Consider the following 26,667-nt stretch of genomic DNA (forward strand, 5'->3'; position numbering starts at 1 on the left):
AACTTTTAAAAACCAATATTGATACCTACCGTGTAAGATTTGGCATTGGGGTAGCTGCCATAATCCAGGCCCAGGTTCCGGTTACTGTTGGTAGCCCCTTCCGACATATAATTTACTTCCGGATCGTAGCCTTTGTATTTGGTTATGGTCCAGATGTTCTGAGCGCTTACGTACACCCGTAGCTTACTCATCTTTAACGAATTAACCACCGTTTCCGGCAGATTATAACCCAGGGCTACGTTTTTCAGGCGGGCATAACTGCCATCCATTACCCAACGGGTAGATACCCGGCGGGTACGGCCGGAAGCAGCTTTCGGAATATCGGTATCTGTATTCGTGGGGGTCCAGCGTTTCAGGGCATCGGTGGTAGCGTTGTTAATACCCGATAACAGGTTAAGCTCCATCAGGGTATAACTTAAAATATCGTTGCCTTGCGAGCCCTGAAAGAAAATATTCAGGTCAAAACCTTTGTAGCGGAAATCGTTGTTGAAACCCCAGATAAATTTCGGGTGCGGGTTACCAATAATGGTGCGGTCATCGCTGTTCAGCACGCCATCGGGTTCGCCGGTTAATTTACCCTGGGCATCTCTTTTGCCATTAATATCCCGGAATTTCTCGCCGCCGGCCATTCTTTCAAAACCGCCGCCCGGTAAAAATTCATCGCCTTCCTGATACACACCATCGTAAATCCAGCCAAAAATAGTACCTACCGGATAGCCTTCGCGCAATATGTGGGTGTTGCCTAATCCCACTAAGTGACCCGGTGCCGCAGAATATTGCAACTCATTACCGCCGGGTAATTTGAGTACTTTGTTGCGGTTCCGAGAAAAATTAATATCCGAACTCCACTGGAATTCGCCTACCAGGTTCCGGGAATTGAGGGTAAATTCAAAACCCTTGTTTTCTACGGAGCCTATATTCTGTAACTGGTTAGGATAGCCGGAATATTGCGGCAATTGTACACTAAAGAGTAAATCGCGGGTTACACTCCGGTAATAATCCACAATAAAGTTCAGACGATTATCCAGGAAACTAATATCAGTACCAATGTCCAGTTGGGCCGTTGTTTCCCAGGTTAAGTCATTATTGGCAACTACCGTGGGTCTTACCGCATTAACTGCTAAACCATCAATAACCGAGTATACGTTCGAGAAACGGGCCAATGTCTGGTAAGGAGCAATGGCCTGATTGCCGGTTAAACCATAGCTAACCCGCCATTTCCATTGACTAATAGCACTAATACCCTGCATAAAAGGTTCGCTCATCATTTTCCAGGCAAAAGCGCCGGAAGGGAATGTGGCCCACTTATGATTTTTACTGAAATTAGAAGAACCATCGCGCCGGATAGTAGCGGTAAATAAATAACGGTCGAGCAAAGACAAATTAGCCCGGCCATAGTAAGAACCCAGTTGCCACTCAGTTAACCCAGAAGACGGGCTTTGCCAAACCGAAGATCCGCCCAAATTCCAGTAAGAGCCTGCGTTTGTAATAAAGGACTGACCCGTGCCTCCCCAGTTTTCGCTGGAAGATGTTTGGTAGGAATAGCCGCCCATCACCGAAAAATTACTTGACTGGCCAAAGTCTCTGGTATAGGTTAAATAGTTTTCGTTCAGGAGCAGGGTACTTTTAGAACCTGATACCGTGGCCTCACCGCCAACCGTCCGGCCGACATTAAGCGTAGTTGGCGCAAAATAGCCGGCACGGCCGCTGTTAGTGGTAGCACCAATGGTTGTCCGGAATTTAAGTCCTTTCAGAATATCATACTCGCCGAAAAAGTTACCCTGAATGCGGTCGTTCAGCGACTCGTTTTCTAATTGCGTGGCTACAGCATACGGGTTGTCCTGCGGGTCGTTTAACCGGGCAACGGTAAACCGGCCGGTTGTGGGGTCGATAATCGGTTGATCGGGCTCAAACTTAAAGGCCGCCGAAATTACTCCGGGCGTAAGGCCCCCGGAACCTTCCTGCGTATAGGCCTGCTGCTGCGAAGCCCGCTGGGCAAATAAATTCAAGCCTACTTTCAGCTTTTCTGAAGCCTTAATATCAATATTACTGGTAACCGAAAACCGCTTATATCCGGAGTTCAGAATCACCCCTTTCTGGTCGTAGTAATTACCGGAGATGTAGTAATTTACGTTTTCACCGCCACCCGAGAAAGAAAGCTGGTGATTCTGGATACCGCCTTTTTGAAATATTAAATCCTGCCAGTCGGTATTGGCGTTGGCTGTTCCCAAATCAAAAGTAGGCCGGGCTTCTTTTATATAATCCCTAAACTGATCAGCATTTAATAAATCCAGCCGGTTAATCTCGTTCTGCGAAGAAACCGATGAATTGATATTAATGCGGGGTTTGCCGGTTTTCCCTCTTTTGGTGGTAATCATGATTACCCCGTTCGCGCCCCTTGAACCGTAAATAGCCGTAGCCGATGCATCTTTTAATACTTCCAGCGACTCAATATCTTCCGGGGGAGGCAATGCGCCGCCCACAAAACCATCTACTACGTAAATCGGGTCGCTGCTGGCGTTAATAGAGGTACCACCCCGGATACGCACTTTAAAAGATGCCCCGGGAGCGCCGTTATTGGCCTGGATTTGGACACCAGCCGCCCGGCCTTGCAGGGCCTGCACGGTACCCTGCGCCGGGTAAGCCGACAATTCTTCCGACGAGACAGATGCCACCGCCCCGGTTACATCGCTTTTCTTAACGGTTCCGTAACCTACCACCACTACTTCTTCCATGGCTTTGGCATCCATAACCAGGGTTACGTTAATGGTGGTACGGTTATTAATTGCTACTTCCTGCGAAACATAACCGATATAGGAAAACACCAGGGTTCCGGTGGCACTGGGCAAGCTCAGGGAATAGTTTCCTTCTACATCAGAAGTAGTTCCTACGGTAGAGCCTTTTAACACAATGGTTACGCCCGGCAGGGCTTCCCCGCCATTGCCGGTCACTTTTCCTCTGACCGCTATACCCTGGGCAAAAGCTCCGGCAACCAGTAACAGGCAGAACGGAAGCAGCATCAGCAACTTTAATTTAAACGATAATTTTTTACTCATACTTTAATTTTTAACTGGGTGGATAATAAAAGAAAAACAATGTAATTTATGATCTTTTTATAAAGAAAGCCACAATAATTTTTGTAAATAATAGGATTTATCCAATCCTACACGTTAGTTCTTTAGTTGGTTAAGGGTGTAGCAAATAGTTTTATTTGTCAGGACTTGACCGGTGCTGGATGCTAAACTTCCTAAACGGAGCTCATAAATATACCCGGGCTTCAGGGTGCCCAAGGTTAACGATACCCGTTTGCGGTCGGCCGAGACCTTTACAGCGGTAACCGGAATATTTTGTACGTCGAACTGGTCGGAACCGTATTTTGCCTGATATTGGTAGAAATAATGCTTGAATTTATAGTTGTCCGGGTTACTGGCAGTAGCTGCTTCCAGCGGTTGGGTAAAGGTTAAATCAAAACCGGTGGAGGTCAGATTCATTTGGTAAATATCCAGGAGTGGCTGGCCGGTAAATACAATCCGCTGAATACCTTCGTCGCCGGCCCAGCCATGGTCGCTCTGACCCACCCACAAACTGCCATCAGGGGCAAACGCCAGCCGGTTATTACCTTTACGTAGTCCCTGCCCATCCAGAAATGGCGTGCAGGCCCCTTGCAGCGTACCATTTACCCGCTCCAGCATTACCCGCACAATCCGTTCCTGGTTCATTTCGCCCACCAGCAACTGGCCGCCAAACGGACCGAATTTGCCACCGGTATTATCAAAAACGGGTTGTGTAACCGAATTGGCCATAATATTATGCGGGAATAAAACGGCTGCCCGAACGCGCGCTTTATCTAATTCCGCGATGGGTATTTCATAAGGGTTTTGGCCTGCCCGGCCTTGCTGCCATACCAAGCCAGCCGGGTGACCGTAGAATTTACCTTCCTGCACTTCGTATAAAGGGCTGGTACCTACCCAATCCCCCTGGTTATCGGTTACTAATAAATTTCCTTCACCATCCAGTACCAGGCCGTTTGGCGAACGAAAGCCGCTGGCGTACGGCGATAATTTACCGGCCGGCGTTAACTTCATTATCCATCCCCGGTAAGGAACTAACGAAAACATCTGGCGGCCGTACTTGCCCAGCATAGTAGAATCCAGTTTGCCCCGCACTTCGGGCCGGATGCCGCCGTTGGGCGAGGCGGTATTGAGTGCAATAAATAAATTGCCTTGTTTGTCTTTCACCGGCCCATAATTAAACTCATGAAAATTACCCGAAATGCCAAAATCGTCGGTTACTGTTTCGTACAAATCGGCTTGCCCATCGCCGTCGGTGTCTTTTACCCTGGTTAATTCCGGGCGCTGCATTACTAATATTTCCGAATTGCTAACTACTAATATTCCGAGCGGGTCGTGGAGGCCGTGGGCAAATACGCGCCATTGTTTGGTTTGCGGGTTATAAATCATTATTTCGCCCCGACTAAAGCCGGCTACCAGCTCGCCGTTAGGCAAAAATTCTAGGGCACCGGTTTCACTTACCAGGTTATCCGGCATCGGGATAGATTCTACGCGGTAAGCCGGTATCGTATCGGGCTTAGGTTTGGGTTTAACCGGCACCGCGCCCGTCAGCCATCCCGCTAAAAAGAGCAACAAAAAGAACCAGCCTGATTTCATAACTTCACTCCTTCCTTCGGGGTCATGGTAATACTAAAATGGCGGGCCTGCCGCGCCGAAAGCTTTAAGGTACCATTTATCCATTTACCGGCCGTAGATGCATACTGCACGCCATCTGCCGGATCTGTTACCAGCCATATTTTTTGGCGATTACCGGGTATGCGGAAAGTCCGGATTAAACCGGTACCATCGGTTTTGGGCTTAATTAATTCGTAAACCATTGTCCCGTTCAGCGTGTACCGGAATTCCGGGTAACGGTCTTGCAACTGATAGCCTTTAAAGGCCACTACCGGAATATTCTCGGGATTATTTAGCCGCAACGGGTACTGGGTTTTGTCGCGATAAAATATTTGGCCCAGCACAATACCGTAAGAGTCGCCTTTGCCTTTCCAGGAATCCGAGTTATCCAGAAAGCCGCCCTGCCAGGCGTAGCGTAGCCGGCAGGTACCGGCATCCCAGCAGTAAGACAGCTTCTGGGGTAAACTAACCGCAATAGCCGCCGGACTGGCATCGGGCATAAACACCCGGTACAGGAAAGGCGCTTCCAATTCGTACGGGTGAGCAGGTTTGGCCGCGTGAGCCGCATGGACATTCTCCGGGGAGGTACCCGGTGTCGCCAAAATATTATCGGTGCGCCGGGTTGGTGGAATATTTAAGTCATTCTGCAGCGGTGGCAAAGCGGCTTCGCTTACGTACATGGCGCCGTACATAATAAACCCGTGACCAGGATAAGTACAAACATAAGGATAAGCTCCCTGGACTTTGGGGGCGGTAAAAGTAATCGCTTTTGTTTCTTCCGGCGACAGTACCGGTATGCTCCACAATATTTGCGGTGAGGAAGGAATAAAATTTAGTTTAGCACCCTGCTCACCTAGTTTTAAAGCGGCATTAACCACGGCTTCGCGCGCACCGGGCCGGGTAATGAGCAGGTTATGGCTCATGTCGTCGGTGTTGGTTAAAATTAACTTTACCCGGGCGCCCGGCTTTACCTGGAACCGTACCATATTGTACTGCAAACCCGCTATGGCTTTAAGATGAATGGTCGTAACCGAATCTGCTACTGGTTGCGCGTACGCCTGCAAGACCACCAGGTAAACCAACAGCAAGAATAAAAACCGGTAATATTTAAACACGAAGGATGATAGATTATAGGCTAACTCACTTTAATAAAATCAGGCTTTAACTGTTTGGAGCCAGGCTTCAGCCATTAATTTAGCCCCGGCTATGGTGGTATGCACACCATCATAAGTCCAGTAAGTACTCGGGGCAACTTTTCGGGCCTGGTCGAAAACGCTTTGGTAAGGAATAAAAGCAGCGCTGAAATTTTCGGCTATTTTGCGGGCAGCTAACTGGTAATCTTTAAAAGCCGGATCCCAGTTTTCGTAATTTCCTTTAATACCGGTTACCCCAAATGGCTCGCCAATAATAAATTTCACATCGGGCAAATTTTGCTTCGTACGGTCGAGTAAAGCACGGTAATCGTCCTGGTATTTTTTAAGCGAGCCGGCATAACCTTTTTTAATAATATGCCAATGGTCGTTCACGCCTATTAATATGCTCAGCACATTAGGTTTCAGGTCGAGGGTATCGGTTTGCCAACGGTCGGCTAACTGGTAAACTTTATCGGCGCTGACACCCCGGTTATAGATCTGCAGCGTTTTGCCAGGGAATTTTTGCAACATTTCGGCCGCCGCCAGGTAAGCATAACCACTACCCAAAGCAGGCGCACTGTTCTGGTTTTTATTTTCCCGTTTCCGGCCGGCATCCGTAATCGAATCACCCTGAAACAACACAATGTCATTTTTAGCTAAGGTTATCTGGCGGCCTTTGCCGGCGGCCAACCCCGCCTCCACTATTTCGGGGATAGCCCAAGTGGCTAATCCACCTATAGTTGCTTTCTTAAGAAAATCTCGACGGCCGGTATTATTTTCTGTTTTCAAATTTTAAAAATGTACAATACGCAAGTGTAAAATAATATTTAAAACAGGGCTTCCCAGGCTGCAATAGCTTTATTTAAACTGCCGGAAACATTTGCTGGTAATGGGCCGAAGGCTCCAGAATGCCGCCGCTGCGCTGGTAAAATTCTTTCGATAACTCGAAAACACCGTTACGGGCCTGCGACCAGGAAGCGCCTGCCGCCGGGTTATATTTAACCATATTGGCCCAGTTGCGGTAGTTCATGTCGCCGTTGGTTTCCATCAGGCCCATGCCTAAACCCGGAAAAGGCGCTATCCGGCCGGCCAGGTTCCGGTGCCAGTCAATCAGAATGGGGTTTACGGTTAAATCGGCGCACAAACAGGGCACGTTACGCTCTTGCGCCAGTTTGGCCAGTTTCATAGATAAGCTCAGCGTTTTGGCAATGCCCTTTAGCACAATGGCCCCGTAGCCTTGTTGTAAACGCCGCATGGCCCCAGCCTCGTCGTGCACACTTTCGTCGCCGGCTACCCGGATGCCCACGTCGCCTACTTCTTCGTCGTTTTGCTCGTTTAGCGGTTCCTCTATCAATAATATCTGGTCGAAAGCGCCTATTTTTTTGGCATGGTCGAGGTAGCGTAAAAGTGTTTCCTTTTTCTCGTACCGGGCGTTCGGATCCAGGGTATAAATCAGCTTGCCGTTCTTTGTATGGTTGGTGCGGGCATTTTTTAAGGTATTATGGATCTGGGTAAGCTTATCCATATCCTTCTGCAGCATTTCGGCTTGCGAGCCCGGCTGACCGGTTTTAATTTTAATTACAAAATAACCTTGCTCCGCCGCTTTCTTTAAATCCGTCATGGGCATACCGTAAGGTACCTGGTACATAATGGCTATTTTGTCGTTGTGGTACGACAGGGCTTTCCGGTAGGGTGCCGGAATAAAGGCATCGAAAGATTTAAAGTTGTTTTCGGCGGCGTACAGCAACCAGGCGGCATTATCTACACTTACCAGCGCATTGTAAATAAAGTTTATATTCAGGTCCGGCTTACCCGTAAGGCGCTTGCCTTCGGAGATAACATCCGGCAATATTTTATCGAATAATTCTACGGGGGTGGTAAACGGCGTTTTCTTTACCAGGTGCAAAGTTTTCTCGGCGAGGGCATACATAATAGCATTTCCCCCCGTTTCGGAGTGAGCCGCAAAAAAATCGGCATCGCTGTACAAAACGCTTTGGGTAGCCAAGCCTATTTTACCTTGATGCTTTTCCGAATCCATCCGGGAAACGGCTTGCCATAATTCGGTAAGAAAGCCGCCTTTAAAGCCAAAGGGGCGGATTAGTTTTTCGCGTTCAAAATTAGAATCGGTACGGGTTACCCGAATGGTTTTTAGTTGTTCTGGCATGGATGGTTCAAATATTTGCGGGAGGCTTACATTACTCAGCGCCGCAAAAGCACCTGCATTTTTTATAAAATTTCTTCTATTCATTTTTACTAATTCGGATTAGGCAAAATCCAGATCGCCTTCTTCGAAGGCTAGGTTGTTTTTCTAAAATAATCGTTCAATGAGCGTATTCGTGGGCATATATTACTGCAGAGCTTTTAGCCTAAATAATTAATATAGGCGGGGCTGCTAAATCTTAATAAATATTTTCTTTTTGTACATCCAGTACAAAATATAAAACTCAATGAGTAATACCAGAGTGCCTTTTACCAGCGAGGCATAAGGCAAACCTAATATTTTATCAAAATCCTGGCCCAGGTGAATATACAGTGAACCCGAGATGAAGGACCCCAGACCATCGGCAATTATATAAGCGGCAATGGAATTCATGCCGATAACCATTAACGGGAATGCCCACCGCCGGTAATTAGCTACATCTATTACGCTGTAAAATAAGGCTAAAAGCAGAAAGCACCAGCCACCGCTAAAAATTGCCCAGGCGGGCGTCCAGATACGCTTTACAATGGGATTGATGCCGGTAAAGTGCAGCAGGACTCCCAACGCCAGTAAAACCAAACCGGTTATGATAAAAAAGCGGATTTTCGCGCGGTCAGTAGTGGCCGCTTTTAAGGCGTTACCAGCCAATAAGCCCAGAATCATGGTGCCCAGCGTGGTAATAAAACTGAGGGTCGAATAGCCGCCACCATTGTGCGTAAAGGTGCTTTCGCGCGGAAAAAGATTCAGGAACCAGCGGTCGAAGGCCCAGGCTAAATTGGTATTTTTATTCCAGTGCGCCGCAAAGCCTTGCAAATTATACTCCCACTCGGGGGTAACACCAGCTAGCGCGTAATTAAAATCCGGCCCAGGTAAGGGATACAGGGCAAAAGCCGCCCAGTAACCCACCAGCAATAATACCAAGGCACCAATTTGTACCCGCTGCGAGTAAAATCCAAGAATAAACAGGAAAACGTAGCCTAAACCAATTTGCGTCAGCGTATCTTCAAAAGTAAAATTAGTTTGGTCTGAGTGCATCGACCGCAGAAAAATACCCAGAAAAATTAATATTAGCGCCCGCACGACAGCGTGCCGCAACAAGGCACCAAAGGCAGCCCCCTTGGCCAGGCGGCTGCCAATAGAAAAAGGCAAAGCTACCCCTACCAAAAAAGAAAAAGATGGCTGAATTAAATCGTGTAATGAGCAGCCAACCCAGGGCACGTGGCTCTGGTGAAAGCTCAGAAACTGCCAGAAACTGCTTTCGGGTAAGGCCCGGGAAACCCGACTGAATGATAGCACCTCGGCCATCATCAGCAGCATCACAAACCCCCGATACGCATCAATAGAGGCAATCCGACGGGTAGCTAACGTTGGGTTTATAATAGGCGCAGAGTTAACTGGAGCGGTGGCAGTTTGCATAAAGTTGTTATCTAGATATTTTAACCTGAGCCGGCACGAATAATTCCGGAACCTGCTAATGCCGAATAATTTAGTTAATCTGAATTAACTTACCAACACCGGATAACCATTTCCCGACGGATTTAGGGTAAATTTTAGCTATCATTTAATACAGCAGCTTTAAACCTTCAGATTCACGGGAGATTTGCCCACACCAAGCGCTTATCATATTGCCTTAAGCGTCCGGAAGTTTTTGCCGGCAGTAATATTTTTATTCCAACTATAACCCGAACGAATATTTATATCGGCGTTTAATGATTTATGTGCTTAAAATATAGAAGGTATGCTAAACTTGCCGTAAAAGCTGAATTTCCTTTTACCTGATTGCAAAAAACCCTTCTACAAGCCCAGAATAACCCATGCACCCGCACCAGCGGGTCTGTTCTGGTATTATTTCCGGGCCGCCGCCTGCCGGGCTTTCTGGTACGCGCTTTCCAGGGTAACCGGTACCCCGCCGTGGCGCTTGCTTTCGTCGGCGGCCTCCATAAACGCAAACATCTCGGTGGTTTCTTCGGCACTAACGGGCGGTTGCCCGGTTTGGAAAAACTTAATAATTTGTATCAGTAAAGGATTGTAGCCACCGTAGGGGCCCAAGGCCAAATTACCTTTCTCGCCGAAAGCCATTCCGCCGTAATCGGGTTTACCCTTACGCAAGCCCCGGAATGTACCAATCCGGCCATCGGCCCAGGTTCCTACTACCACATCGGTATCGGGGGTATGCACCCGCACCACACTTTTGCAACCGGTACCCATAACCGTATAAAGCGTTTCTACCCCGTGGATGCCGTACCAAACCAGATCCGGGTGGGTGCTTTCCAGATGCATCGGACTGAAAGCTTCGGCTCCCAGCACTTTGCCCACTTTACCCTGTACTACTTCCTGGGCGCTGGGCATGTACCGCAAAGACGAAGATGAGAAAACCGGCACTTTGTATCTTTTAGCGGCCTCAAATATGGCCATGGCATCGGCCAAAGAAGCCGCAATAGGTTTATCAATAAAAGTGGGCTTACCGGCTTTAAAAACCTGTAGGGCTTGCTCCAGGTGCAAACGGCCGTCGTTGGTTTCCAGCAGTACCACATCTACCTCGTTCAACAACTTTTTAATGGAATCCACAATTTTAACCCCATATTTCTGCACTTCCTCGATATAGCCGGGTATGCGCTTCACACTCGATTCAATATCGTTGCTGCCTTTGGGATACGCCACCACCACTTTGTAGCCGCCGTATTCCGGAGCAGCCTGCGGATCGTTGAGTACTTTGGTAAACGCCACACTATGTGAGGTATCCAGCCCAATAATACCTACCCGCTTTTTTTCACGGGAAACATTTTGCCCATACAAAGAAAAATTACCTCCGGCAAGCCCTAAAGCCACACCGGCTGTGGCAATATTTCTAATAAAATTTCTTCGGGAAGAATTAGATTCCTGCATTATCGGTGGATTTTAAAAAATTTAGTTGATTTGAACTTACCAATTATTTCGTTTTAGTGGCTTAGGAAGGTACGGCGCCGGACAGTTGCGTTTTTTTGTCGTTGGCCAGGAAAGCTTTTACAAATTCATCGTCGTGGAGATGCGGATAAGCCGCGTATACCCGGTCTATTTCTTCCTTTTGTCCCGGCGAAAGCTCTTCGTTCGGGTTCAGACACCAGCGGCCTTCCAACAGGCCCTGCCGCCGCAATACTTCGTGAATACCCGGAATGCAACCATGAAAATGATGACTCGGGTCGAAAAAGGCCGCATTACTATCGGTTACTTCAATATTCAGACTCAGCAACCGGTCGAAGCAGCCATTACCGCTACTCTTACAAGCTTTCACTTCTTCCAGCAGGGCTACGGCTTTCCGGGTCCAAACGGCCCAATGCCCGAGTAAACCGCCCACAAATTCTTTTTCTACTGGTCTTCCGTCAACAGTAAACCGATAGGTGGTCAGCAAATCGGCCACAATATTATCATCGTTGCCGGTATACAACGCAATTTCGTCGCGCCGACTGGAGAAACAAACGGCCCGTACCACATCCAACGTCTGGTAGCGGTTAAAAGAGGCCACTTTAATCGCCTGCACATTCTGGATTTCGGCAAATGCATGCCAGAAATCGTAACTAAATATCCGACCACCCACCGAAGGCTGCAGGTAAAAACCAAATACCGGTATTACTTTGGCCACAGCCCGTACCCGGTCTAATATTTCTTTTTCGGTCCAGCCCTGCAAACCACCCATGCTCAACAAACCTAAGTGGTATCCGTGTTTCAGGGCTATCCGGGCTTCGTTAACAGCCTGTTCTGTTGGGCCCACCAGACCAGCTACTTTCAGAAAAGGGCGGTCTAAGTTAGCAGAGGCTATTTCTTCGGCGGCCAGTTGCAGCACGGTTTCGTAGAGGTTTACTGCCGGATCACGGATTTCGAACTGGGTGCTGTGTACACCCACGGCTACCCCGCCGGCACCGCTCGCCATATAATAACGGGTCAGGCCGCGTTGCCGGGCTTCATCGAGTTGCCGATCCTGGTTCAGAGCCAAAGGATGCGCCGGAATAACGGTACCCGCGTCTAAAAATGCTTTTAATTTGGGATCTAAGGTTGCTGTGCTCATATCTTAAAACTTGCCGTCTCTTTCCTGAAAGTGGGTAGGTTTATTATGGGTTTTACCGCCGCCTTGCAGCCACGTTACGGTTACATCTATCATTTGCCGCAGCGTTACGCGCGGGTAGCCAAACAAGCGGTGCGCTTCGGAGGCATTGCTCAACAGCGCAGTGGGCTGCACTTCGTTCACAAATATTGGTTCTTTATTCAGCAGCACGCCAAACTGTTCGGCCAGCCATTTAATCGATACGGTTTCGGGACCGGTTACATTTAATATTTTAGCCGGTGTGCTGGTGTGTTTCAGTGCCCGAATAGCTATTTCGTTCGCATCGCCCTGCCAGATAACATTTACGTTACCGGTAGTTAAATCAATAGGCCTTTGTTCGTTTACGGCTTTCGCTACTTCTAATAATATGCCGTACTTAAAATCGATGGCGTAGTTCAGGCGGTACAGCAGGGTCGGAATCTGATATCTATCGGAGAAATATTGAAATACCCGCTCGCGGCCCAGACAGGATTGGCCGTATTCCCCTACCGGTCCGGTCGGATGGTCTTCGGTTAAGCCTCCGGAAGTAACCGGTGCAAAAGGATAAACATTACCGGTAGAAAAAGCCACAATGCGCGAATTTTTATAGCGCTCGGCCACCCGGCCCGGCAAATACGCATTCATCGCCCAGGTAAAAGCCTCTTTGCCCGTGGTACCAAATTTATTGCCTGCCAGATAAACCACATTGGCAGCATCCGGCAAAGCAGCTAAATGATCTTCGTTTAATAAATCAGCCGCGTAAGTTTGGATACCATCGGCTTCCAGTTCGGCTTGCGTTTGAGGGTCCGAAAAACGGGAAACCCCAATAATGCGTTTTTTTATACCGGCCTGATCAACGGCTTGCTTGGCTAACCGGGCCATACTGGGGCCCATCTTACCACCTACTCCCAGCAAAATAATATCGCCTTCAATGTCGTACAGATCAGTAATTAAGGCATCCGAAGGCCGTAATAGTTCTCTTTCTAAAGCTTCTAATTCGCTCATTATATATTTCTATAACAGGATAATATTTATTTCAGAAACAATTCATTCACATTACTTAAAGCCAGACCTATTAATATTAATAAGCCTAAAGCTCCGAATATTTTAACTGCCAGGGAATTTTTCAGCGATCCCATAATTTTACCATCGTTGGCCACGGCAAACATGGCAATGCCAATAAACGGCACCAGGAAAATAGTAACGCTTTGGGCAAAGACAATTAGTTCGAGGGGCAGTTTACCAAACTGAATAGCTATTGCAGCGCCCACCACCATTACCAGGGCAATGAGTAACCGAACCACTTTGGAATTTAAACTGCTGCCGTAACCCAAAGCATCGCCCAGCAACGTACCGCCTACGGAGGCATTACCCACCAATGAAGAGAAGGAAGCGCCGAACAAACCCGTTAAAAACAACGTGGAGGCATAATGGCCAAATAGCGGCTCCAGCGCCTTGGCCATTTCGGAAGCGCTACTCACTTTAATGCCCTGCGGATTTAAAACCGCCGCCGCACAGATTAATACAATCGCACTCATTACCCCCAGAATAATAATACCGGTAATGCTATCGCTACGGCTGCCGACGGCCTGCGGGTTATTCTTCTTTCTTTCCTGCACCAGATAAGATTGGTAAAAAGCACCCACAATAGAAAAACAGGAAGCCGTGAAAGCAATAACCAGCCCCAGTGAGCCAGTCGGAACGGAGGGAACAAATCCGGCGGCAATACCTGCTACATCGGGTTTAGCCAGAAACAGCGTGGTAACGAATGCAAACAGCATCAGCCCTACTAAAAATATCATAAGCTTTTCGAGCACTTTGTAAAAAGCCCGGAAGAAAAGCAGCGCGATGCCCACCACATTAAATACAATTACCCAAAGAACCGGTGAGGTACCATTGGCTTCGGCAATGGCAATGCCAACGCCGATAGAATTACCCGCCTGGAAAGAGGTTGTTACAAAAAATACCCCAAGCCCAATGGCTATAGCCGCCCCTTTACCCCATTTCTGCCGGATAGCACTCAGCAGCGACTGGTTGGTCGCCTCGCCGATGCGGGCACTCATTACAGTAAAAATGGTCATGAAGAATATGGCTACCGCCACAATCCACAACAAAGCATAGCCGTATTCAGCGCCCAGTTTAGAAGTAATGGTCATTTTGCTGGGGCCAAATACCAGCGCCGCTGTAATTATGCCCGGCCCTAAGGAGCGTAGCCATCGCATGACCGAAGGGAAAAATCCCCCGGCCTGGTAATCTACAGCGGCCGCCGGTTTAACACCTGTTTGTGCCTCTTGAGTTTTTGTGTTCATGCTATATTACTAGTCTTTTTGTTTTGTACTTGCCCCAACTATTGCTTTTGCCCAAGTAAAGCATTCATTGACAGCCTAAATAACTATTATTTACCTTTTTAACGTATAGACCTATTCCCAAGCTATTAATATATTTTTTTGTCAATACCATCATTTTGAGCCAATATCTCCGGTGCTGACTAATTAGTTTGCCGCTGCTGAATTGGGAAAGAGGCGTTCAATATCAGACTCTATCTTCCTATATAAATAGAGTTTTATTTATGCGTACGGGTACGTACACGTATTTTGTCAACTTAATTGCTCATAAACCTAAACTTTAGAGAGATTCTGATTTTAAACCCTAAGTGACTCAGGAAGATAGATTCTAATTTTTAACTGCCTCTATTCCGGACGAAGAAGGCTACAAAATAGGCTGCTTTACTTTATCGAAACTCTAGTACCACATGCCATAAGCTTTTTCAACCTTCTTGCAGCCTTAAATTACAATTAAAAATTAAGGAAAAAAATATTCGTTTATTTTTTTCAGCGACCTAAAGTAAAAATAAGGTTCGTACACGCAGAACAGCGAAAAGTCGGATTACCAGAACTACCATAATCTTCCCGAGAGAAAACATCCGAATTAACACCATCATAAATAATAAAAAGGTTACTTTTTTATTATATAAAAGCCGACCAATGCCTAGTTAATTATAGAAATGCTTTAATATTGCAAAATAAGCTCATTAACTAGCAGGCATTATTTTTTACTAGCCCCTCTGGCCTTCGTAACTTCTACAGTAGCAATACCACTGGCCTTATCTCCAAACTGGTACCGGACATACGTAAGTACATCGGCAATTTCTTTATCGCTCAGAAAAGCGAAGGCCGGCATTTGCTGGTTGTACTCCACGCCTTTTACTTTTACCGGACCGGAAAGCCCATTTAGCATAATCTTTATCAAGGCATTTTTATCGCCAACTTGCTCCGCGCCTTGCAAAGGCGGAAACGTTTCGGCTACCCCTAGGCCATCGCTTTTATGGCAGGAAACACAATATTGGTCGTACACTATCTTACCGGGTATCACCAGGTCGGGCAAAGCCAACGGGGCTGCCGAAGCAGTGGCCTGCGTTGCCGGGGCGGTAATCTGGGTTGGCGCTTTGGTAATGGTTTCTCCTTTTTTTATCCGGTACAAGCGGATTATGCGGTCGTCGGTAGGCTTGGGAAAACCTTCGGCGGGGTTCCAGTCTTTGTTACTCGTAGACACGTAAATATCGCCGGCCGGCGACACCACTACATCGCGCAAGCGGCCATAAGCTTTATCTAAATATATTTCTTCTTTTACTACCGCCGTACCGCCGCTGTTTAATTTAAGTACCCGGAGCGTTTGGGTTTTGAGTGTAGTAAGCAGAATTGCATTCCGCCACTCGGGTATGGCAGCACCATTGTAAAATTCTATGCCGGCGGGAGCAATTACCGGAGTCCAGGCAATTAAGGGTTCCGTTACCTGGGTAGTGGCGCAAAAGTTTTTTTCTTCCGGTCGATCGCAGTATCCCTCTACGGTAGGCCAACCGTAATTATTGCTTTTGCCAATCAGGTTAAGTTCATCGTTACTGGCATCACCGTGTTCGGAGCTGTACAGGTTACCGTTTGGTCCCCAAACCAGCCCCTGTGCATTCCGGTGTCCCCACGACCATACCCGGCTACCGGGGATTGGATTATCGGCGGGTACCGATCCATCCAGGTTCATTCTTAATATTTTGCCGTTAATGGAGTTTTTATCCTGCGCATTTTTTCCAACGTTCAAATCACCGGTAGTCATCATGAGTTTGCCATCAGGCGAAATTACTACCCGCGAACCATTATGGCCGTTTGCTCCCGGAATATCATCCAGCAATATAACCGGACTGGTTAAGGTATCGCGCTGGTACGTATACCGCACCACCCGCGACCGTACGGCCTCTCCCTGCAGGTAAGTATAATCCAGAAATACATAAGGTGATTTTTTAAAATCAGGATGCAGCGCCATGCCTAATAAGCCCATAGAGCGGCGGCGGTATACATCCGGAATTTTAAGCAATATTTTCCGCTGGCCGGTGGCTGGGTTTAATTTACTCACGGTGCCGCCCTGTTCCGTAAACCATATATTGTTATCAGGCCCCCAAACCATTTCCCAGGGCACATCCAAGCCCGATGCCACTGTTCCTACACCTATTTGGGTAGAATCCAGGGTAATTAAAGTTTCTACGGGGGTGGAAAACGCAACCTCTTGAGTATGGTTAATACTACCTGCACCAAACTTGTTCTGACAGCCCAGGAGTGGTAAAAACAGAGCAGCAACGTGCTAAAAGAAGAAAATTTCATGTAGTTTTAAATCAAAATACCGGCCTTAGAAGGGCAATAACAGGGACAAGGCGGCTACTTCTATAAACTTTCTTTTTGCGGGAACCAGTTATTTAGTTTTTTATTCATTTCTAACTCAAAAACGTACATCCAGTCGCTGTTATTGGTGCCGTTGGCTAAATGATGGTGTCCGTTCTGGTCGAGTTGGTAACCGGCCGGATTTTGCAGGAACCGGGTTTCCGAAAACACTTCTTCGTACTGCTTCCGGAGGTTCGGGAAATTATTGACGTATTGCTGGATTTGCTGCGCAGCCGCCTTCTTTGCACCAGCCGCTTTGGTTTTGTCGTACTCGTCCAGCAGCAATAATAATTTTGCGGGGTAAATCTGCAGTTCGTTCATCTGGTTAAACAGTTCCAGGTTATAATGGTTGCGTACGGCAGCCGTTTTGGCTCTGGCAATGGTTTCCTTAATCTGGTTATAACGCTGCACTTCGGTGTGTGCTTTTTTAATTTTATCCTGGTACTGCTTTCGCCAGGCCCCGCTCTTTTTAGCCCCGGGTAACTCTATGAGGTCAATTTTTCCGGGATAATTATTCCGGTGACCTTTATCAATTAAACCCTTTTCCCAGAATACCAGGGCTTGCTCCAGGTTGTTCTGAAACTCAAAGGAGGTCTCCGCTAAAGCCGGACCATAAAACCGGTGGCGGTACAGGGCATTCACCGCGTCGGCAGCCAAGTCTTCGTGGTTCCAGCTAAACAGGGCAAAGTTGTAAAGCCCGCGCCAAACGGTTTCGTGGTGCGGCGAGCAATCGTCCCACACGGTGCACAAAATACCATCCATTTTCTTTTCGGCGGCGATGCGGTTAAAATCTTTTATAGATTTAAAGTTAGAATTTTCACGGGGCATCAGGGGCCACATGGTTTGGGCCGCAGTGGCCGCCATAACTTTTAAATTATTGGCCTTGTACCAATCAATGGCTTTTTTATTGCCGTAAATATCGGGTGTATCGTAGTTCCAGCGCATGTAAACGCAATCTTTCGGGAATAAAGGCAAATTCTGAACCAGTTGCGGCTCGTTAGCCTGCCAGATGCTATCTATCCGCTGTTTTGGCATCCGGTCATCATAAGTAGTTTCATAAACACCGGCTAATTTAAAAAGCATATCGTCCCAGAAGATGGGAATGCGGTTGTGCTGGCGGGCATACTCGCATACTTTACTCAACCAGTACATTTGCAACTCCAGCGGCTTTTTACCGGATTTTTTAGCCAGTTCCGACATGCCCAGTTTTCCTACTTCGTCGCCGCCAATGTGCAAATATTTACCGCTGGGGGTAGCCGCCAGGGCATCGTCGTAAAGCGAGAATTGTACCTCGTAAGTTTTGGGATGAAGCGGGTCGAAAGCCCAATCGGAAGCAGGATCGTCGCGTAAAGGCTTGTACTGCTCGTGCTTTAAAATAAAAGAAGCATGGCCCAAACCCTGTACCAGGGGGCTTATTTCAATATTCCGTTCCTGGGCGTAGCGGCTAATGGCGGCAAATTCATCTACCGAAATGGCGTGGCTGGCCCCCACTACCGGCGCTCCCCGATACCGCAGTTTGTCTTCAAACTCTACAATAATGGCATTTACTTTTACCTGGGCCAATCGATCGATCATATCGTAGTAATAATGCCCGGTATCTAAATGGTGTTTTAAATCCAGGTGTACGGAGCGGTAAGCTACTTCGGGGAAATCGGTAATTTTAACAGCAGGCAGTTCTATGTTTTGGTCGCGGGCATCTTCCAGGAGCTGGTTCAGCGTCTGGCAACCGTAAAATAAGCCGGCCTGGTCGCGGGCCGAAATAGCTATTCCATTATTAGTTACCTGCAGCAAATACCCTTCGGGTGAGGTGGGTACCTGATTCTCCTGGGTAATGTTTAAGATTATTACGCCTTTTCCGGCGCTGGCTACCAGCGGCAAATTTTTAAGCAACCCGTATAAAACCGGTCTGGTCGCAGTTCCTTGCAGGTGAATAGCTTTCAGGTTGCTATAGGGCATTCCGCCACCCGAAAGCAATTCTACTTTTTGAGGTTGGGGCAATAATTTAAAATTGGCCGAAAAATCGGCCGGTAAGGGATCGGCCGCCAGGGCCTTTATCAGAATCAAACAAATTAAAACCTGGCAGTATATAAATTTCATTGGTCTTGAATTAAGCTACTAAAATGGGTTAATGCGCAGGCTGAATAAATCCTTTTTTATGATTAATCCGGGAGATATTATAGGCAAACTTCACAGGATTTTTACAGGTTTTATTAGTGCATTACCAAACTTAATCATTTCTATTTATAACGCAAACAGATAATTTAAAAAAATGTGCTCGTACACATGAATAAATATTTAAATTGTTTTCGACCACATTCTGGCCTGCTTAAAATATTTATTCTCGCTGCATTTCGGCCGTAAATGACTATTGCAGCGTTTGTTAGTCTTTCGGGAAAGATTAAGTTAAAACACCGGTACAAATTAATACCGGAAGAACAGGTATTTAACCAGCAACTTATTTTGGAATAATCGCCTGCCGGTTAAAGCTGGTGAATAAAGGTAAATAAAAATTATATATTGCGATAATGGCGAACTTACCGTAATAAAGTAGTTCTTAGAAGAAGTAAACAAAGTAAGTTGTGAAAAATAAGATAGTCAGGATAAAGGATATTGCCGAAAAAGCAGAAGTTTCGAAGGGAACCGTAGACCGCGTATTGCACAACCGCGGCCGGGTCTCGGAAGAAGCCCGCGAGAAAGTACTCCGGATTATTCAGGAAATGAATTACGAGCCCAACCTGATTGCCCGTACCCTGAAAAGCAACAAAGTGTACCATATGGCGGCTATAATTCCAGATCCGTTGATAGATCCTTATTGGGAAGCGCCTAAATCCGGGTTAGAGAAAGCAGAAAAGGAATTGCGCCACTACGGCATTTCGGTTACGTCGTTTATTTTTAACCCCTATAACGTAGATTCTTTTCTTAAAAAGGCCAAAGAAGCCACACAGTCGGAACCGGACGGTATTTTGCTGGCGCCGGTTTTTTACCGCGAGGTTTTATCGTTTTTTGCCCAGTGGGACCTTAGAAGAATTCCTTACGTATTATTTAACACCCAAATTCCGGATGCTACGCCTTTGAGCTATATTGGCCAGGATTCGTACCAGAGTGGCTTTTTGGTGGCCAAGCTGCTTACTTTTGGCTTACCCGAACCCGGTACTTTTTTGGTGGCCCACGTCTACGAAGATATTCCCAACTCGGCCCACCTGATGAAGAAAGAAGAAGGCTTTCGCCATTATTTCGTGGAGAAAAAACTTACCGACAAGTACCAGGTGGTACGGCTGGAACTAGGCAACCCCGACAGCGGTCTGTTTACGGAGCAGCTAAACAAAGTCCGGCGGCAATATCCCGACCTCAAAGGGATATTTGTAACCAACTCCAAAGCTTACGAGATTGCTTTTTACCTCGAAAAACACCGGACAACCGATATCAAATTGATTGGTTATGATTTATTGCCCAAGAACCTGTATTACCTCGAAACTGGTATTATTAACTTTTTGATAAACCAAAACCCCAAAGGTCAGGGGTACTGGGGTATTCAGCAACTAACTGATTTTTTAGTATTCAAAAAAGAAATACAGCCGATTAAATATTTACCCTTAGATATTATTACCCAGGAAAACCTGAGTTACTACATAGATAATGAGGGGTAAACAAGTGATAGTATAGGTGGCTTTGATAAATCTACCGGCTTAAATTATGGTGACAGCAACAGAACTTTTGTTGTGTTTAAACCAGGAGCGCTCTTTTATTACGGCCGGGTTTGTAGCAGGTAACTCATCAGTTAGTACCAAATAAGAACGACAATACACACCTTTTGCAAGAACCCTCGCTCTTATACAGGCCTTAAGCATTTCTTAAGCCGATGTTTTTAATATTTAATGGTGCACTATTTTTAATCGTTCCTGCCAGCAATGTTGCCATAACCCTGTATTTTGTACCGGATTGCCGAAGCCCAATTTTCTATAATGGTTAAGTTCGCTTTCGGTCCTTTCTCAAGGCTGCCAAGAGTTCCATTTAGTCTTCTGTATTAATGGCTCCCGCGCCAACTAGCGCGTACCATTAATTCCGCTTCCGCAACACCCGAATATTTACCAGATCAGGCCTTTCCAACAATAAATTAAGACCCTAGTAAATTATCTGTACCTGGTTAAAAATTCAAGTATCGTTGGATTTGGATTAGTTGGTTAACTGTACAAAAATCAGTAATTACTCTGGCACGCGAGAAAATCGCCTTAGCACTAAAAGAGCCAGGATAATTAACCTTAAACAGTTGTACCTACAATTGTTTTAATATTTACATATATTAATATACTGCAAATAGCTTTATGGTTATTAAAATTTATTAGAAAAATATTTCTCGTCGAGGCTATTTTATATCGCTATTTTAATCTCTGCATTGTCCTAAAAATAACAATATCTTTTATTTGTTACCTTTAATCTCCTACGCTACTAATCATTTACTATTCTTATAGTTAGCCAGATAACAAGCTAAAGTCCTTACAAAGGAAAACTTAAAAATATCCATCACCTTCTTTTTAAACCAGATTTTTCTTATAAAAAATAATGAAAATCATAGCTGATTCTTAACAACCTTCTTCTAAAAGGTGCGTTACCCGCTAAAACATCAACTACGTCCACTATAGACCACTTTACCCCGAATATCAGCTAAACAAGAATCCTAATTTCAGTACGCTTAAACTCCCCTATTATGAAAGAAAATTTTACCCATCTCATTCCCGATCCTAGTAAGCTTCGATCGCAAACTCTTTTAAAAATAACCTTACTTTTTTTTCTGCTCTTCGTTTATAATGCTGTTTCGGCGCAAGCGCCAACTATTACTTCTATAAACCCTGGCTGTGTTGCAGTACAACAAGGTTTTGAACTAACTATAAACGGCTCTGGTTTTGATACCCGCACAGATCAAAATGGAGCTACGGTAGTAATTACCGGCAATGCCTTTGCAGGTGAGGTTGTATTTACGCCTAAATCAAGAAGCGCCAATCAGGTAAAAGTAGATATTGCGGGAACTAATACAGTTTTAGCGACTGCCGGTTCTTTAATAGTTGTTGTAAGGCAAAATGGTACCGATGTTTCCAACCCAATGCAAATGTCGGTTTATCCTACCAATACAACCATAACCGGTCCGGCCAGTGTTTGTGTTAGTGCCACGGCTAATACGGCTAATTACAGGGTTCCAGCCCTGGGTGGTTCAACTACCTACGCCTGGCGTATTTTATCTGGGTCTGCTACCATAACATCCGGTGGAACTACCCCCGAAGCGATAGTGAATTTTAGCAGTACTTCCGGTACCGTTAGAATTGAGGTTACCGTTAATCCTAACTGTAACGGAGCACCTGTATTAACTACTACCCATAATGTAACCGTAAATGCTGCACCCACGGTTACCCTGGCTCCTTTCAATAATATTTGTACCAATGCAGGTGTTCTTACTCTAACTGGAGGTTCTCCGGCTGGCGGTATTTATACCGTTAATGGTATAATAGCCACCCGAACCGATAGTGAGGGGAATACAATTAGTTCCTTCGACCCGGCTGCCGCCGGCGTGGGTACCCATACCATTACTTACACTGTTACCCAGAATGGCTGTAGCAGTACGGCCAGACAAACCATAACCGTTTCTCAGGCACCTACTGTAAGCCTGGCCCCGTTCTCAGATGTATGCTCCAATGCCCCTGTTTTTACCCTTACCGGGGGCTCTCCGGCCAATGGGACTTATGCAATTAATGGCATACCAGCCACCACCTTTGATCCTGCTGTGGTAGGTGCAGGCACACATACTATTACTTACACCTTTACGCAAAATGGCTGTAGCAGTACCGCTGCCCAAACTATTACCGTTTCTCAGGCACCTTCTGTAAGCCTGAATCCGTTCTTAGATGTATGTTCCAATGCCGGTGTTATTACCCTATCCGGCGGATTACCCGCTGGCGGCACATTTACGGTAAATGGGGTGGCTGCCACCTCTTTCGACCCGGCTGCGGCCGGCGTGGGCACCCATACCATTACTTACACTGTCACCCAGAATGGCTGTAGCAGTACGGCCAGACAAACCATTACAGTTTTACAAACCCCTACTGTTAGTTTAGCTCCTTTTGCTAATGTTTGTTCCAGTGCCCCTGCTTTTGCTCTTACCGGCGGATTGCCCGCTGGCGGCACATTTACGGTAAATGGGGTGGCTGCCACCTCTTTCGACCCGGCTGCGGCCGGCGTGGGCACCCATACCATTACCTATTCCGCTACCCAAAACGGCTGTACCAGCAGTATTACCCAAACTATTACGGTTTCACAAACGCCTACTGCCACTATTAACGTACCGACAACCGGTACGCGGGCCTGCCCCGGCGGCACGGTTACTTTAAATGCATCACCTACTAGTGGTGCCAACTACCAATGGTTCCGAAACAATCAACTTATTGCAGGTGCTACCGGTGCTACTTTCGTTGCCGGACAGACTGGCAATTATACGGTACAAGTAACCAATGATGGTTGTGCTGTTACTTCAACTGCGGTGGCAGTAACTATTTTAGATCGGGCTTCTATTATTGCGGAGGGGGCCAGAATTCAGCTTTGCAGTTCTCAAAGTACTATACTACATGCTATTTCTGGTTATTTTGGTTACAGATGGTTTAAAGATGGCCAACCGCTTTCTAACACAACAAGCTCGCTGGTTGTAACCGAAACCGGTGCTTATACGGTGGAGGTCCAGACAACTTTGACGGATTGCCCATTTGTGGTTTCTACTCCTACTCAGGTAGATGTGGCCGCTCCAATTTCTAACAATACCATCAGTACTCCCAGCCAGGCTATTTGCGCAGGAAGCACACTCACCATCGTGGCTCCTGAGGCAACCGGCGGCAACAATACGTTTACCTATCAGTGGCAAAGCAGCAACACCGGAGACCCAAATACTTTTTCAGATATAAAAACAAATGGTAACAACCCGGATTATAATTTTACATCCGGCACCTTTACCGGTACCCGGTATTTCCGCCGGGTAGTTATTTCCGGTGCTTGTTCAGATATAAGTGGGGGAATAGCTATCACCGTGAATCCGGTAATTACGGGCAATACGCTTAAAAACACCAGCAACCAGAACGTATGCGCAGGTAGTTCGGTAACCCTGGAAGGGCTTAGCCCAGAGGGCGGCGCTGGTCCGAACTCATATAAGTACCAATGGCAAAGCAGTAACGATAATGTAACTTTTGCCGATATTCAGAATGCTACCACCCCGGACTATGTTTTTAATGCTGGCACCTCAACCGGCACTCAATACTTCCGTCGCGTAGTTACTTCTGGTGGGTGCACCAGTACCAGTGCTGTAGTAAGCGTAACTGTAAATCCGGCAATTACAGACAATACTATAACGGCAAATAATACTTCTACCTGTTCAGGTGGCGCCATTACCATCACAGGGTCAGTGCCAACTGGGGGTACCGGGAGCTTCACGTACCAATGGCAAGTGAGCACTGATAAAACAAACTTCACCAATATTCAGGGCGCCACTACGCAGGACTATACCTTCAATTTAAGCACCTCCGGCACCCAACATTTCCGGCGAATAGTTACTTCTGGCTCTATTAATACCGGCTGTTCCAGCCCGAGCAATGTAGTATCTTTAACCGTAAACCCGGTAATTACTAATAATACAATTACTACGCCTGACCGCTCCCTGTGCACTGGTACCGCCCTTATTATTCGGGCATCTACACCAGGAGGAGGAGCCGGTAGTGGCACTTATTTGTATAAATGGCAAAGCAGCGACGACAATGTTAACTTTGTTGATGTTAATGCTACCTTCAGCGCAAGTAATAAGGATTATCTTTATTTCGCAGGCGAAACACCGAATACAAAATACTTCCGGCGGATCGCAAGCTCGGGCAGCTGTACTAATACGAGTCCCTCCAGAAAAATAGATGTGGTGCAAACCACCACTTATACCATAATATTAACTGTAGCTCCGGAAGATTTCCCGGTATGTAACCTAGCCCGCTATACGGCCCGTGTAATTCAAGATATTGAGGAGGTAATCTACCCCGAAGAACCCCAATACGAGCAAGTTACTTGGACTGGCGGACAGGATGTAACCAGCCAATTTACCCTGGAGTGGTACAAGAACGACACCGAACGCTTAACCGTTACCGGAAACCAGGTTAGTTTGCCCGGACCACAATCGCGAGATTATTATACCGTACGGGCCAGACCTAATTTTAGTGGTTCCCAATGTGTTTTATACAACAATCTGCCCGATGTTATTCCTGATGACCGGGGAGATAATGAATTATTTTCTAACCGAATATACCGGGGGGCTCCGTTTGGCTATGCGGTAAATATTGCGACTAACGCTCAGCCTTCTAATACGGTTTGCGCGGGTACAACTGTTACCTTCACGGCTACACCTAGCAGCGCCAACTTTGTTAACCCAAAATATCAGTGGCAGGTAAACGGACAGAATATTCAAGGCCAAACGGCCAGCACCTTTACCAGTTCTACCCTTTCGAGCGGCGATATAGTAACTGTTACGTTTACGTCGGATGAGAACCGGTGCGACCCTATTACTTCTAATCCAATTACCCTGCTGGTGGCATCGCCTCAGGTACTGGCCGGCGGCGGCAGTTATTGCGTTTCTGATCCGTTAGGGGGAGTAACCATACAGATGGCCGGTTCGCAAACAGGCATTCTTTACCAGTTAATGCTGGGCAGTACAACGGTATTTTTGCCAGTGCCTGGTAATGGCGGCCCTATTTCTTTCGGCTACCACAAATATGCACCGGGTACATACTCCGTTCAGGCCATCATTCCATCCGCTAATGGCAACGCCGCTGTAAACTGTAGCGCGTTCGGTTCAGTTGAGGTTACGCATACCCCTGCCTTAACACACACGGTAACCATTACACCGCCCACTGAATTAGTTGTTGGGCAGCCGGCTACTTTTATAGCAAATTCTTCTATCGCAAGCTATAATCCTACCTACAAGTGGTACGTCTTTGATTTTACGAACCCCAACGCGGGCTTTGTACTGCAACCAGGTGCCAACACTAACACCTTTGTACTACAATCTGTACCGGAAGGAGATATAGAAATACGGGTAGACGTACAAGCGCCAACTGGCATTTGCGTGGATGATGCAGATGGCCTTGTGAGTGATGTAACCGGGCAAATCGGGCCACTGCCGGTAGAGTTGCTGTACCTGAAAGCGACGAAGCAAGATAACAACGTAGTAGAAGTGGAATGGGCAACGGCCATGGAGCAGAACAGCGAAGGCTTTGAAGTACAGGTATCGCAAGATGCGCAGAACTACCGCACCCTGGCTTTTGTAAACTCTAAAGCGAGTGGCAATACCAACCAGAAACAGGTTTACACCTTCCACGACAAAGAGAATGGCAAGTACGGCACCCGCTACTACCGCTTAATGCAGCGCGACATGAACGGTGACGCGGAATATTTTGGTCCGAAAGCGGTACAAATTGGCGAAGCTGCCGAAAACCTGAGCGTTTATCCCAACCCATTCGAGAATGAAATAAACCTGGAACTGAATGCCGAAGAAGCTGGTACCATGCACGTAATTGTTACCAACGCCATTGGTGCCAAAGTACTGGAACGCACGTTTAACATTCAGAAGGGCAGCAACAAACAAAGCTTGCGGTTTAAGGATGGTTTACCGCTGGGCATGTACAATATTACTACCCGCCTGAACGGCAAAACCCGCCACCTTAAACTGATGAAAAGGTAAGCCTTATCAGGCTTGAAATAAAAAGGGCAGGTATCTTACCTGCCCTTTTTTATTTCCGGTTTATGCCCAGTACACTAACCTCCCAAATCCCAACAGGCTCAGCAAACCGGACTACACTCGACAAATATTCAAAATTTA

Annotated in this window: 14 protein-coding genes; 2 read left to right on the forward strand and 12 right to left on the reverse strand. The window is 46.7% G+C overall.

The window, feature by feature from the left end:
• Nucleotides 1–5 precede the first annotated feature (5 nt).
• The 12 genes from AAE02nite_RS10970 to AAE02nite_RS11025 all read right to left on the reverse strand — a co-directional run bounded on the left by AAE02nite_RS10970 (nucleotide 6) and on the right by AAE02nite_RS11025 (nucleotide 18,878).
• Entirely contained in the window at nucleotides 6–3,056 is a 3,051-nt protein-coding gene (locus AAE02nite_RS10970) for a SusC/RagA family TonB-linked outer membrane protein (protein WP_146897780.1), read from the reverse strand.
• Nucleotides 3,057–3,170: 114 nt separating this feature from the next.
• A complete protein-coding gene (locus tag AAE02nite_RS10975; protein WP_146897781.1) occupies nucleotides 3,171–4,667 on the reverse strand; it encodes a PQQ-dependent sugar dehydrogenase in 1,497 nt (498 codons plus the stop codon).
• The gene (locus tag AAE02nite_RS10980; RefSeq protein ID WP_218033474.1) at nucleotides 4,664–5,800 is read right to left on the reverse strand and encodes a plastocyanin/azurin family copper-binding protein; all 1,137 of its coding nucleotides are present in this window, start codon (nucleotides 5,798–5,800) and stop codon (nucleotides 4,664–4,666) included. Before AAE02nite_RS10980 ends, AAE02nite_RS10975 begins: the two co-directional genes overlap by 4 nt.
• Before the next feature lie 39 nt (nucleotides 5,801–5,839).
• Entirely contained in the window at nucleotides 5,840–6,607 is a 768-nt protein-coding gene (locus AAE02nite_RS10985; protein WP_146897782.1) for an SGNH/GDSL hydrolase family protein, read from the reverse strand.
• Nucleotides 6,608–6,680: 73 nt separating this feature from the next.
• Nucleotides 6,681–8,066: an enolase C-terminal domain-like protein gene (locus tag AAE02nite_RS10990; protein WP_146897783.1), complete on the reverse strand. Its 1,386-nt coding sequence runs from the start codon at nucleotides 8,064–8,066 to the stop codon at nucleotides 6,681–6,683.
• A 144-nt stretch (nucleotides 8,067–8,210) separates the two neighbouring features.
• Nucleotides 8,211–9,434, reverse strand: a complete 1,224-nt coding sequence (locus AAE02nite_RS10995) for an acyltransferase family protein (RefSeq protein WP_146897784.1) — start codon at nucleotides 9,432–9,434, stop codon at nucleotides 8,211–8,213.
• A 429-nt stretch (nucleotides 9,435–9,863) separates the two neighbouring features.
• On the reverse strand, nucleotides 9,864–10,904 hold the full coding sequence (locus tag AAE02nite_RS11000) for a Gfo/Idh/MocA family protein (protein ID WP_146897785.1): 1,041 nt from the start codon (nucleotides 10,902–10,904) through the stop codon (nucleotides 9,864–9,866).
• Between the two features lie 61 nt (nucleotides 10,905–10,965).
• Nucleotides 10,966–12,060, reverse strand: a complete 1,095-nt coding sequence (locus AAE02nite_RS11005; RefSeq protein ID WP_146897786.1) for a dihydrodipicolinate synthase family protein — start codon at nucleotides 12,058–12,060, stop codon at nucleotides 10,966–10,968.
• A gap of 3 nt (nucleotides 12,061–12,063) precedes the next feature.
• The gene (locus AAE02nite_RS11010; RefSeq protein ID WP_146897787.1) at nucleotides 12,064–13,080 is read right to left on the reverse strand and encodes an NAD-dependent epimerase/dehydratase family protein; all 1,017 of its coding nucleotides are present in this window, start codon (nucleotides 13,078–13,080) and stop codon (nucleotides 12,064–12,066) included.
• Between the two features lie 26 nt (nucleotides 13,081–13,106).
• Nucleotides 13,107–14,384, reverse strand: a complete 1,278-nt coding sequence (locus AAE02nite_RS11015; RefSeq protein WP_218033475.1) for an Nramp family divalent metal transporter — start codon at nucleotides 14,382–14,384, stop codon at nucleotides 13,107–13,109.
• 736 nt (nucleotides 14,385–15,120) lie between these two features.
• Complete coding sequence (locus AAE02nite_RS11020; RefSeq protein WP_246150966.1) at nucleotides 15,121–16,560, reverse strand: PQQ-dependent sugar dehydrogenase; 1,440 nt, start codon at nucleotides 16,558–16,560, stop codon at nucleotides 15,121–15,123.
• Between the two features lie 224 nt (nucleotides 16,561–16,784).
• Nucleotides 16,785–18,878, reverse strand: coding sequence for a beta-N-acetylhexosaminidase (locus AAE02nite_RS11025; protein WP_146897788.1), 2,094 nt, complete (start codon nucleotides 18,876–18,878; stop codon nucleotides 16,785–16,787).
• A 482-nt stretch (nucleotides 18,879–19,360) separates the two neighbouring features.
• Here AAE02nite_RS11025 and AAE02nite_RS11030 point away from each other — a divergent pair, with 482 nt between their 5' ends.
• Entirely contained in the window at nucleotides 19,361–20,428 is a 1,068-nt protein-coding gene (locus tag AAE02nite_RS11030) for a substrate-binding domain-containing protein (protein ID WP_146897789.1), read from the forward strand.
• Between the two features lie 1,058 nt (nucleotides 20,429–21,486).
• Nucleotides 21,487–26,529 (forward strand): DUF8696 domain-containing protein, encoded by a 5,043-nt coding sequence (locus AAE02nite_RS11035; RefSeq protein WP_146897790.1) that lies wholly within the window; start codon nucleotides 21,487–21,489, stop codon nucleotides 26,527–26,529.
• The last annotated feature ends 138 nt before the right edge of the window (nucleotides 26,530–26,667 follow it).

The organism is Adhaeribacter aerolatus, assembly GCF_007991635.1.
Classification (GTDB): domain Bacteria; phylum Bacteroidota; class Bacteroidia; order Cytophagales; family Hymenobacteraceae; genus Adhaeribacter; species Adhaeribacter aerolatus.

Bases quoted from the DNA above. Each gene is read 5' to 3' on its own strand.
- AAE02nite_RS11015 (WP_218033475.1), bottom strand. From the start codon at position 14,384: ATGAACACAAAAACTCAAGAGGCACAAACAGGTGTTAAACCGGCGGCC.
- AAE02nite_RS10975 (WP_146897781.1), bottom strand. From the start codon at position 4,667: ATGAAATCAGGCTGGTTCTTTTTGTTGCTCTTTTTAGCGGGATGGCTG.
- AAE02nite_RS10970 (WP_146897780.1), bottom strand. From the start codon at position 3,056: ATGAGTAAAAAATTATCGTTTAAATTAAAGTTGCTGATGCTGCTTCCG.
- AAE02nite_RS11000 (WP_146897785.1), bottom strand. From the start codon at position 10,904: ATGCAGGAATCTAATTCTTCCCGAAGAAATTTTATTAGAAATATTGCC.
- AAE02nite_RS11010 (WP_146897787.1), bottom strand. From the start codon at position 13,080: ATGAGCGAATTAGAAGCTTTAGAAAGAGAACTATTACGGCCTTCGGAT.
- AAE02nite_RS11005 (WP_146897786.1), bottom strand. From the start codon at position 12,060: ATGAGCACAGCAACCTTAGATCCCAAATTAAAAGCATTTTTAGACGCG.
- AAE02nite_RS10995 (WP_146897784.1), bottom strand. From the start codon at position 9,434: ATGCAAACTGCCACCGCTCCAGTTAACTCTGCGCCTATTATAAACCCA.
- AAE02nite_RS11035 (WP_146897790.1), top strand. From the start codon at position 21,487: ATGAAAGAAAATTTTACCCATCTCATTCCCGATCCTAGTAAGCTTCGA.
- AAE02nite_RS10990 (WP_146897783.1), bottom strand. From the start codon at position 8,066: ATGAATAGAAGAAATTTTATAAAAAATGCAGGTGCTTTTGCGGCGCTG.
- AAE02nite_RS11025 (WP_146897788.1), bottom strand. From the start codon at position 18,878: ATGAAATTTATATACTGCCAGGTTTTAATTTGTTTGATTCTGATAAAG.